Genomic DNA, 9719 nt, shown 5'->3' on the forward strand with positions numbered 1-9719 from the left:
TGACTGTCTTGCTTGGCGTCGTTCGCTGTAATCAGCTGAGCCTCAAATTATATACCGGATTTTTAAGTCCAGTTGAAATTTAATTCGAAGTTTTTCTGCTTCCTGACCTGCACTCCGCTTTTCAGAAGAGCCGCCTTGTCATCAGCAGAGCCACAAATCATAGCACCATTTCCTCGCCCCTTTGCGCACGGATGCTTGCAAAAAGTTCGCAGTTCTCGGGCTACCCACAATTTCTTCAATTTTCTGTCATTCAAGAGGTCAACCTCAGAGAGAATGGGCATCAGATGCCCGCCCGACTCTCCGCGAACTTAAATTAGCCTCGCAGTAGAGCCCCGCAAGCGGAAAGAGTCTACGCGCCATGATTCAACTCTGGGCAACCTCCCCGCTTGCTCTCAAGCATCAAACGACAACAATAAAACCTGTTGAACTGCCTGGAATAACTTGGCCACTACACAGCGAAACAAGTTACCGCATTGAAACCTCCCCCCTTCAGGGCGCCAGATCAAACATCAGCACTTCAGCGCCCTGGCCATGCGACAGCTGCAGCTCGCTTTCCGACTGCAGCCCCAGCGCATCGCCCGTGTGCAGCGTTTGGCCGTTGACTTGCAGTTCACCACGCACCAAGTGCACATACGTTTTGCGTGCCGGATCCAGCGCCAGCGTGATCGATTCGTCGCCATCCAGCAGGCCGGCATACAGACGGGCATCCGCATGCATCAGTACCGACCCCTGGGCGCCATCGGGCGAAGCGACCAAGCGCAGTGCGCCACGCTTTTCGGCATCGGCAAAAGATTTTTGCTCATAGCTCGGTGCAATACCCGTGACGTTGGGCTCGATCCAGATTTGCAGGAAATGCGTCGTCTGGCCGTCGGCATGGTTGAACTCGCTGTGTTGCACGCCCGTGCCCGCGCTCATGCGCTGCACATCGCCGGGCGGAATGCCCTTGATGTTGCCGATGCTGTCCTTGTGCGCCAACTCGCCACTCAGCACGTAGCTGATGATTTCCATGTTCCGGTGGCTGTGCGTGCCAAAACCCCGGCCCGCCGCAATGCGATCTTCGTTGATGACGCGCAGGTTGCCAAAGCCCATGTGCGCCGGGTCGTGGTAGCCCGCGAATGAAAAAGAATGAAAAGACTTAAGCCAGCCGTGATCGGCATAGCCACGTTCGCCTGAGAGCCGTAATGTCATCATGAAGTGCCCCTTTCAAGGTGCGTTGCAATGCATTGACTGTAAGAGTCCGCAGCGCCTGGATCGTTGCGCCGGTTTGCTGGCATCATTCGAATTATTTGAACCTTTCGCATGGCACCACTCCACAACTCAGTTCGCAACGCCCTGACGCCCGAAGTCATTGGGCTGATTGACACCATCCACCGCACAGGCAGCATGGCGGCGGCGGCACGTGCGCTCGGCGTGGTGCCCAGCGCCCTGACTTACCGCATCCGGCAGGTCGAAGACGCGCTCGATGTGCTGCTGTTCGACCGCTCATCACGTCAAGCAAAGTTGACGGTGGCGGGCCAGGAACTGCGGCGTGAAGGCAACCGCCTGCTGCTCGAACTCGACGCCATTGCCAACCGCGTCAAACGCGTCGCTACGGGCTGGGAGCCGCAACTCACGCTTGCGGTGGACAGCGTCATTTCCCGCACCACCGTGCTGGAGCTGTGCGAGGCATTTTTCGCGCTGAATCCGCCCACCCGCCTCAAGATCCGCGAGGAAGCGCTGTCGGGCACGCTCGAAGCGCTGACCTCAGGACAGGCTGACCTGGCCATCGGCGTGGCCCTGGAACCGGCGGCCAACCTGTCGGTGCAAAGCCGGCCGCTGGGCACCATTCACTTCGTCTACGCGGTGGCGCCACACCATCCGCTGGCGCAGGCCGCCGAGCCGGTGCCCGATGCGCTGCTGATGCTGCACCGCGCCGTGGCAGTGGCCGACTCGGTGCAGCGCGGAAGTGGCGTGACCAGCGGGCTGCTGGGCGGGCAAGATATTTTTACCGTTCCCGGCATGCAGGCCAAGCTGGATGCGCAGTTGCGCGGACTGGGCGGCGGCTTCTTGCCGGAATACCTCGCACGGCCGCACATTGCCGCCGGCAGGCTGGTCGAAAAGCAGATGCAGCGCGCCACGCGGATAGCTCCGATGCGCTATGCCTGGCGCCATCAAGCGGACGGCAACGAAGGACGCGCGCTGCAGTGGTGGCTGCAGCACCTGGCAAATCCGGCCACCCGCAAGGCGCTGCTGGAGCGGCCCCATTCGCTATAAATCTGCGCTTGCAGCCGTACGGCGGCGGCTGCGGTGTAGAGTGTGCGCATGGCGTTCGTTGATGGATTATTTTTAGTCGCGAAGCCATTTTCCCCCTCCCTTTTGCCTCACTTCAGAAAAAGTAAAAAGTCATGACAAAAAAAACCCCTTCTTCTGCTTCTGAACCCGCGCCCCAGCGCCACATCGCCATCGTGGGCGCTGGCATCGCCGGCATCACTTGCGCCCGCACCCTGGTACAGGCCGGGCACCACGTCACCCTATTTGAAAAAAGCAAAGGCGCTGGTGGCCGCATGGCGACACGTGAAACCGAATTTGGCGGTTTCGACCACGGCGCGCAGTATTTCACCGTACGCGACGAGCGCTTTGAAAAAGCATTGGCTACCGCGTCCGGACTGGTGCGGCCCTGGAGCGCCAACAAGGTGCGGATTCTGGACGATCTCGGCCAAGTCGTCGCGGCGTCACTGCCTGCCAACGAAGCGCACTGGGTCGCCACGCCCGGCATGAATGCCCTGGTTCGCCAGTGGGCGCAGCCATTGCTTGACGCCGGCCAGCTGGTATTGGAAACCCGTGTCGTTTACATCGAAGAAGACAAGCTCGACCCGAAACGCTGGCAGCTCCAGACCGACGGGCCAGGCGCTGGCGTGCATTCCGGGTTTGATGCGGTGGTACTCGCGCTGCCGTCCACCCAGGCGCATGCCTTGCTGTCCGACTCCGAACTGGCTGACGCCCTGACAGCCGACATCGCCGGCGTGACGGTAGCGCCCTGCTGGACGCTGATGGTGGCATTTCCGCAAGCGCTGCAGCCGACGCTGTCGAGCCTCGGCCCGCAGTGGAATGTGGCCCGCAGCACCCATCACCGCATTGCCTGGCTAGCCCGCGAGTCGTCCAAACCCGGACGCGGCCCGGTGGAGCGCTGGACGGTTCAGGCCAACCCGGCCTGGTCGCAACGTCACCTTGAAGACAGCGCCGAACGCGTCAAGGGCAAGCTGCTCAAGGCATTCACCGAAGTGACCGGCATCCACGCCGAGCCGCCGTATGCCGCAGTGCATCGCTGGCGCTATGCGCAAACCACCAAACCGCTCGGCAAGACGCACGGGTGGGATGCCGAAGCGCGCATCGGCGTCTGCGGCGACTGGTGCCTCGGTCACCGGGTCGAAGACGGCTTTGTGTCGGGTCTGGAAATGGCGCTGACCATTCTTTGACGGAGTGAGGCGATGCCGGCTGGCGCCATGAACAAAGCAACTAGCGTAGAAGCGCGCCCTCACACCCAGCAAGAACTGTTGAACCGGCTTGGCCAAGCCACAGGCGCAGCAGCCCCCTCGGAGGGCAGCGAACCCCACGAACTGAAGAGCGTGGGGACGACCTACACAGGCCGGTTTGCACCCTCGCCGACCGGCCCGCTGCATGCCGGCTCACTGGTCGCGGCACTTGCCAGCTGGCTCGATGCCCGCGCACACCAAGGCCGGTGGCTGGTGCGCATTGAAGACGTGGACGGGCCCCGGTGCGTTCCCGGAGCCAGCGAAACCCTCCTGCGTCAACTGGCCGACTGCGGTCTTTTGCCCGATGCGCCGCCGGTCTGGCAATCGCAACGCAGCGCGCTGTATCAGCAAGCACTGGATCAACTTATCGCCGCCGGACTGGCGTATCCCTGCGGCTGCACCCGGCAAGACATTGCCCGCGCACTGGCCGACTCCGGGTACGAACGGCAACGCCATGGCGAACTGGTCTATCCAGGCACCTGCCGCGACGGGCTCGAAGGGCGCACGGCACGGGCATGGCGCTTCCTGATCGAGAAAAACGAATCAAAACCCTCTCTTGCGCAGGCTGCACGGGCGCAAGCAGCTATGAATACCGTAGCATCTCTGCAAACCGATGCAGCGCCCGTGACATGGCATGACCGGCTTCTCGGCCCGCAAAGCCAGCGCGTCAGCCATGAAGTCGGCGACTTTGTGCTTAAACGGGCAGACGGGCTTTGGGCGTACCAACTGGCCGTGGTGGTCGATGACGCTGCGCAAGGCATCACCCACGTAGTGCGCGGCGAAGACCTGGCCGACAACACGGCGCGGCAGATTTTGTTGCAGCGCGCACTCGACTTGCCCACGCCAAGTTATTTGCACACCCCGCTGGTGTACGGCGAGAATGGCGAAAAGCTGTCCAAGCAACACGGCGCACAGGCGCTCGATACCCGCGACCCTGTGGCTGTCCTGAACGAGGCTGCCCACCTGCTGGGACTGCCCGCGCAAACAGGCCAAAGCCGGGCAGATGCGCTGGCGATGTGGGTAGCGGCATGGAAAGAAAAATACGTTGCCCCTTTGTCCTCCAGCCGCTATTCATAACGGACTGAATCGCACCCATCCCATGTCTCCGGCCCGCATCCTTGCGCTGACATCCGTGTCCATGCTGGCCTTTGCCGGCAATTCCCTGCTCTGCCGGCTGGCGCTCCAGCAGAGCCAGCTGGATGCCGGCAGCTTTACAAGTATTCGCCTGGTTTCTGGCGCGGTGGTGTTGTGGCTGGTGGCGCGCAAATTTCGCGGTGACCAAACGGGAAGCGGCAACTGGCCGTCTGCTTTGGCGCTCTTTATATATGCTGCCGCGTTTTCGTTTGCGTATGTGCGTCTGCCCACGGCGACCGGCGCGTTGCTGCTTTTCGGCGCCGTCCAGGCCACGATGATCAGCTACGGGCTCTGGAAAGGCGAACGCCTGAAGCCTCTTCAACGCGTCGGCCTGGCACTGGCCCTGAGCGGGCTGCTGGGCTTGTTGTTGCCCGGCATCTCAGCCCCGCCACTGGGCGGATCGGTGTTGATGCTGGGCGCAGGCGTGGCATGGGGCATTTATTCGCTGCGCGGAAAAGGTGCGGGGGATCCGACACGGGTCACGGCGGGCAACTTCCTGCGGGCAGCGCCCATCGCCATCGCTTTGAGCCTGCTGATGTTAGGGCTGCAACGCGTCACGCTGGATGCAGCCGGCATCGGTTATGCGCTGGCATCGGGCGCGCTGACTTCCGGTCTGGGCTACGCGATTTGGTACACGGTTTTGCCCGCGCTGAAAGCCACCACCGCAGCCACGGTGCAACTGAGCGTGCCGGTGCTGGCCGCGCTGGGCGGGATTGTTTTTTTGGGCGAAGCCGTCACGCTGCGCCTGGGTCTGGCGTCGCTGGCCATTCTGGGCGGCATCGCGCTGGTGGTGCTGCAAAAGCAGGCGGCACCCCGCCATTGATGACCCCGGCAAGCCATTCAAAAGCCGTGCAACGCTGCGCACTAAAATCACCAGGTGATTGAAAACCCCGCCCCCACCCTGCCCGCCTCGCCTGAAGGCACGCCCGTTGACGTCAGTCATCACCGCACCATCCGCAGCTTTGTGCGCCGCACCGGCCGCACCACCGTCGGCCAGGCCAAGGCCTTTGCCGATGTCGGCCCCCGGTTTTTGCTGAACTACACCGGCGAGCCGATGGACTTTGCGGCGGTGTATGACCGCAGCGCCGACACGATTCTGGAAATCGGTTTTGGAATGGGCGAAGCCACCGCGCACATCGCGGCCCTGATGCCGGAAAAGAATTTCCTCTGCTGCGAAGTCCACACGCCCGGCGTTGGTGCGCTGCTCAAGCGGATTGACGAACAAGCGCTCACCAATATCCGCATCCTGCAGCACGACGCCGTCGAAGTGATTGACCACATGCTTGCGCCCGGCAGTCTGGACGGCGCGCACATCTTTTTCCCCGACCCGTGGCACAAGACCAAACACAACAAGCGCCGGCTGATCCAAAGTCCGCTGATTGCCAAGCTGGCCGCGCGCCTCAAGCCCGGCGGCTACCTGCACTGCGCCACCGACTGGCAACCCTACGCCGAACAAATCCTTGAAGTGCTGAGCGCCGAGCCGCTGCTGAAAAACACGGCCGACGCTGTGGGCGACGGCTATGCGCCCAAGCCCGTCTACCGTCCGCTGACCAAGTTTGAAAACCGGGGCATCAAGCTCGGGCACGGCGTGTGGGACGTGGTGTTCACCCGCGTGTGAAAAAAAAGCCGTTGCCCCACGGCGGCCTGCTCCCGCGCGATGGCGTAGGCCCGAGCTGCGTCAGCGTGCCGGCAGGCCACTGGCCAACTTTCATCGATTTTCTGGTCGAACGGTTTCCTGCCATCACGCGGGAAATCTGGCTGCAGCGCATGGACGCCGGGCTGGTCGCTGACGAATTTGGCGAGCGGCTGACCGCGCAGCGCCCTTACCGCGGCCACCTGCGGCTGTACTACTACCGCGCGCTGCCAGCCGAGGCGCGCATTCCGTTTGAAGCCACCGTGCTGTACCAGGACGCCCATCTGGTCGTGGCCGACAAGCCGCATTTTTTGCCCGTCACGCCTTCGGGCCACTATTTGCAGGAAACGCTGTTGGTGCGGCTGAAAAATCTGCTGCAAATTGACGGTTTGACGCCGATTCACCGTATCGACCGCGAAACGGCGGGCTTGGTGCTGTTTTCGGTAGCGCCGTCTGAACGCGATGCCTACCAGGGTTTGTTTCGCCAGCACGCCATCACCAAACACTACGAAGCCATCGCACCGTGGCACGCAGATCTGCAATTTCCGCTGGTGCGCAAAACCCGCCTGGTCGAAGACGCCCTTTTTTTCCGCCAGTGCGAAGTGGCGGGCGAAGCCAACAGCGAAACGCACATTGACGTGCTGCAAACCAGCGGCGCGCACGCCCGTTATGCGCTCAGCCCCGTGACCGGCAAAAAGCACCAGTTGCGCGTCCATATGCAGGCGCTGGGCCTGCCGATCCTGAATGACCGGATTTACCCTCACCTCGAAGTAACGCCGCCAGACGACTATGCCGCGCCGCTGCAGTTGCTGGCCAAATCGATTGCATTCACTGATCCGGTGACCGGCCAGGCGCGGCGGTTTGAAAGCCAGCTCGGTTTGAAGCTGGACTGAAAGCGTCTGACCGCAACGCAGCACCTTCAGGAATTACTCTTATTTTGATAGCTGCCAGCGCATGCGCAGCATGCACAAGCGACTTATTTGATGCCTAAAAATGCTAAATCCAGGTTTTTACGCCGCACAGAGGCACGGCGACAGTGCATCACGCCTGAATTTCGCGGGCGGTGATCTGGTACTTGAAATCATCCGGTGCGTACGAGTCAAAGCGCCCGGATGCGTTTTCGGCAGTCGGGTACATAAAAAACCCCAGCTTTTCCTGCCTGGAATATGGCAACACCACATCATGCGCGGTGTTGTAGGCCATCCAGTTGCCTTCCCAGCCGCCAAACAGTGCCTTGTTAACCGGCGCGACCACCGGGTTGGTGGTGTTTTTGATCCAGTCCGCTGTCTCCAGACGCATGACCTTGGCCACGTCAGCCGGGTCCATCGCCACCCAGCCATAGTCCTTCAGATACACCTCTGAGCGGCAATGCTGCGCGCTCTTGAGGCTGGCCGGATTGCCGGACAGTTCTTTATAGCCAAAGCTTGAAGGCACCAGCCGGATGCCATAAACATCGCGCGCCGGCACGCCGACCGAGCGGCACAAGCCGACATACAGCGCATTCAAGTCAGCGCATTTGCCGCCCAGGTTGCCGGTTTCCAGCATGGTCTTGATGTCGCCTTCGCCGCAGCCGCGCACCTTGGGTTCGCGGTAGGTGTTGGACACGACCCAGTCGTAAAGCATCTGGGCTTTTTCAACATCGGTTTTGGCGCCCTTCGTGGCCGCCAGTGCGGTTTCGCGCACCACGCCGTCGGTCGGAATCAGGTCGGTGCTGCGGGTGAAGTAACGCAGCATATCGGCGGACTCGGCGGGAGCGGTCGCTTGCGACCAGTCCACGGCACGGTTTTGCGTCTTCACGCGGCTGGTCAGCTCAATGAAAGGAGCGGCTTCACTGGCGGCAAATTCCACGTACAGCATCTTGGCGCCCTCTTGCCCGTCTTGCAAAAATTTGCCCGTGCCGTTGCTGGTAAAGCTGTTTTCGAGCGAAGTCTGGTAGTCACTGTTGACGGACGGAACCGGCAGCCAGACGCGCGTCACGCCTTCGGGTTTGGGAATGTCCACGCGGGTGACGACCTCAAACGTGCGCCAGCTGCCGCTTTGGGGCGCGAAAGTGCTGCGTGCCACAGGCGTCTGGGCAAAATTGAGCGTGGGCAGCGCAGCGGCCAAAGCGGCGGCAGCGGTGTTTTTAAGGAAAGTGCGGCGTACGGCGGTCATCGGAAAACTCCGGGTTGGAAAGAGACGAGAGGGTAACGTGCACCGGCACAGGAAAAGATGCGCCGGGAAGTCAAGCCAGACGGGCCTGCGGCTGCTCTGCAGCGCGCCAGTCGATGGCAGCCTGCGATTATCGCTACAGCCGCAAAGGCGCGTCGGCTTTTGACGCGCAACGGCTACAGCAGCCCGGCAATGATTTTTTGCGCCCCTTTGCCGCGCCAATCCACCTCGCCCTGAATGCGAAGGCGCGGCTGACCCGTTTTGCCAATCGCCAGAGTAGACGGAAAAACCTTGACGCCCCATCGATGCGCAGCCTGCCCATCGACATCAAGCAGCACCGGCAAGCGAAGACCCGTGCTTTTGGCAAATTGCAGCGCGCGCGCCGGTTTTTCCTTGAAGTTGATGGCCAACACCAACAGCTGATCAGGCCCATGCAAGTCCGCCAACTGCTGCAACGAAGGCATTTCGGCACGGCACGGTTCGCACCAGCTGGCCCAAAAATTAAGCAACACCGCCCGCCCCTTGAAGTCAGCCGGAACCCAGTGTTTACCATCGGTATCCACCAACGAAAAGCCAGCCAGCGGCCCCGCCCAGGCACTAACGTCATACGCCTCACCCGTCACGTCTTGCGCATGCGCCAGCGGCAACGCCAGCGAAGAAGTTGCAGCCAGCGTAGCTTTTAGGAAATGGCGGCGAGATGAAAGCGGGGGAAAAACAGACATGGCGGCAAGCTTAACGGCGAATCAATGCGGGTTTTGATGCAAGGGCCAAGCCATTCGCTATCAATAAAATAGCTATCAGCGCCCGTACTACATGCGCAACAGCCACTATTCATCAAAAAAACAGCCAGTAGACAACGTTTGACCGCCGCCAGCCCCGTTGCAACCTTCCCCTACGAGAAAAGTAGCCATCAAAAACTTTAAATGGCGAAGTTCAGCATTCCCGCATTCCCGCATTCCCGCATTCCCGCATTCCCGCATTCCCGCATTTTTCTTCCTCTCAGCCCGTTCTGGCTGGGCCTGTGATGACCGGGAAAAGCGGGATCAGGGCGAGCGATTGTCTGAGCGAAGCGAGTTCGAGCTCGACCCCCGCTTTGCCGGGTCAGCACAGGTTGCCCGCAGCGAAGCGCAGGGACCCAGACAGCCGGGTCGCCTTTCTTTTGCTTACTTTTCTTTGGCGAAGTGTATAGACCGGAGACATAGGAAACACATGTGCGGGGACATGGGTAACACCTGGCTGGATTCAGAGATCGGTTTTCAGCGCATTCAAATCGATTCGCATGAACCGGT

The 9719-nt window shown here is 61.1% G+C and carries 10 protein-coding genes; 7 read left to right on the forward strand and 3 right to left on the reverse strand.

The features are described 5' to 3' along the window. Positions 1 to 489: 489 nt before the first annotated feature. Positions 490 to 1191 carry a pirin family protein gene (locus RCH06_RS17355; RefSeq protein WP_327082719.1) on the reverse strand — a complete coding sequence of 234 codons (702 nt, stop codon included), beginning with the start codon at positions 1189 to 1191 and terminating at the stop codon, positions 490 to 492. A gap of 108 nt (positions 1192 to 1299) precedes the next feature. Here RCH06_RS17355 and RCH06_RS17360 point away from each other — a divergent pair, with 108 nt between their 5' ends. The 6 genes from RCH06_RS17360 to RCH06_RS17385 all read left to right on the forward strand — a co-directional run bounded on the left by RCH06_RS17360 (position 1300) and on the right by RCH06_RS17385 (position 7172). After that, positions 1300 to 2253 carry a LysR family transcriptional regulator gene (locus tag RCH06_RS17360; RefSeq protein ID WP_327082720.1) on the forward strand — a complete coding sequence of 318 codons (954 nt, stop codon included), beginning with the start codon at positions 1300 to 1302 and terminating at the stop codon, positions 2251 to 2253. Between the two features lie 131 nt (positions 2254 to 2384). Next, the gene (locus RCH06_RS17365) at positions 2385 to 3455 is read left to right on the forward strand and encodes an NAD(P)/FAD-dependent oxidoreductase (RefSeq protein WP_327082721.1); all 1071 of its coding nucleotides are present in this window, start codon (positions 2385 to 2387) and stop codon (positions 3453 to 3455) included. Positions 3456 to 3605: 150 nt separating this feature from the next. Beyond that, positions 3606 to 4589 (forward strand): tRNA glutamyl-Q(34) synthetase GluQRS, encoded by a 984-nt coding sequence (gene gluQRS / locus RCH06_RS17370; RefSeq protein ID WP_327082728.1) that lies wholly within the window; start codon positions 3606 to 3608, stop codon positions 4587 to 4589. A gap of 22 nt (positions 4590 to 4611) precedes the next feature. Beyond that, entirely contained in the window at positions 4612 to 5469 is an 858-nt protein-coding gene (locus RCH06_RS17375) for a DMT family transporter (RefSeq protein WP_327082722.1), read from the forward strand. 54 nt (positions 5470 to 5523) lie between these two features. Then, positions 5524 to 6264 (forward strand): tRNA (guanosine(46)-N7)-methyltransferase TrmB, encoded by a 741-nt coding sequence (trmB, locus tag RCH06_RS17380; protein ID WP_327082723.1) that lies wholly within the window; start codon positions 5524 to 5526, stop codon positions 6262 to 6264. Continuing rightward, positions 6261 to 7172: a pseudouridine synthase gene (locus RCH06_RS17385; protein ID WP_327082724.1), complete on the forward strand. Its 912-nt coding sequence runs from the start codon at positions 6261 to 6263 to the stop codon at positions 7170 to 7172. The genes trmB and RCH06_RS17385 overlap by 4 nt, the downstream gene beginning before the upstream one ends. Positions 7173 to 7320: 148 nt before the next feature. On the opposite strand, the gene RCH06_RS17390 is transcribed toward RCH06_RS17385, so the two are convergent. Together RCH06_RS17390 and RCH06_RS17395 are read right to left on the reverse strand one after the other, a co-directional pair. Beyond that, complete coding sequence (locus RCH06_RS17390) at positions 7321 to 8433, reverse strand: transglutaminase-like domain-containing protein (RefSeq protein ID WP_327082725.1); 1113 nt, start codon at positions 8431 to 8433, stop codon at positions 7321 to 7323. Positions 8434 to 8606: 173 nt separating this feature from the next. Continuing rightward, positions 8607 to 9152, reverse strand: a complete 546-nt coding sequence (locus RCH06_RS17395) for a TlpA family protein disulfide reductase (RefSeq protein ID WP_327082726.1) — start codon at positions 9150 to 9152, stop codon at positions 8607 to 8609. 157 nt (positions 9153 to 9309) lie between these two features. Here RCH06_RS17395 and RCH06_RS17400 point away from each other — a divergent pair. Then, positions 9310 to 9719, forward strand: a 410-nt coding sequence (locus tag RCH06_RS17400; RefSeq protein ID WP_327082727.1) for a hypothetical protein, incomplete at its 3' end; no start/stop codon positions are given.

Source organism: Polaromonas sp. CG_9.5 (assembly GCF_035984465.1).
In the GTDB taxonomy this organism is placed as follows: domain Bacteria; phylum Pseudomonadota; class Gammaproteobacteria; order Burkholderiales; family Burkholderiaceae_C; genus Polaromonas.

Bases quoted from the DNA above. Each gene is read 5' to 3' on its own strand.
- RCH06_RS17355 (WP_327082719.1), bottom strand. From the start codon at position 1,191: ATGATGACATTACGGCTCTCAGGCGAACGTGGCTATGCCGATCACGGC.
- RCH06_RS17360 (WP_327082720.1), top strand. From the start codon at position 1,300: ATGGCACCACTCCACAACTCAGTTCGCAACGCCCTGACGCCCGAAGTC.
- RCH06_RS17365 (WP_327082721.1), top strand. From the start codon at position 2,385: ATGACAAAAAAAACCCCTTCTTCTGCTTCTGAACCCGCGCCCCAGCGC.
- RCH06_RS17375 (WP_327082722.1), top strand. From the start codon at position 4,612: ATGTCTCCGGCCCGCATCCTTGCGCTGACATCCGTGTCCATGCTGGCC.
- RCH06_RS17390 (WP_327082725.1), bottom strand. From the start codon at position 8,433: ATGACCGCCGTACGCCGCACTTTCCTTAAAAACACCGCTGCCGCCGCT.
- RCH06_RS17395 (WP_327082726.1), bottom strand. From the start codon at position 9,152: ATGTCTGTTTTTCCCCCGCTTTCATCTCGCCGCCATTTCCTAAAAGCT.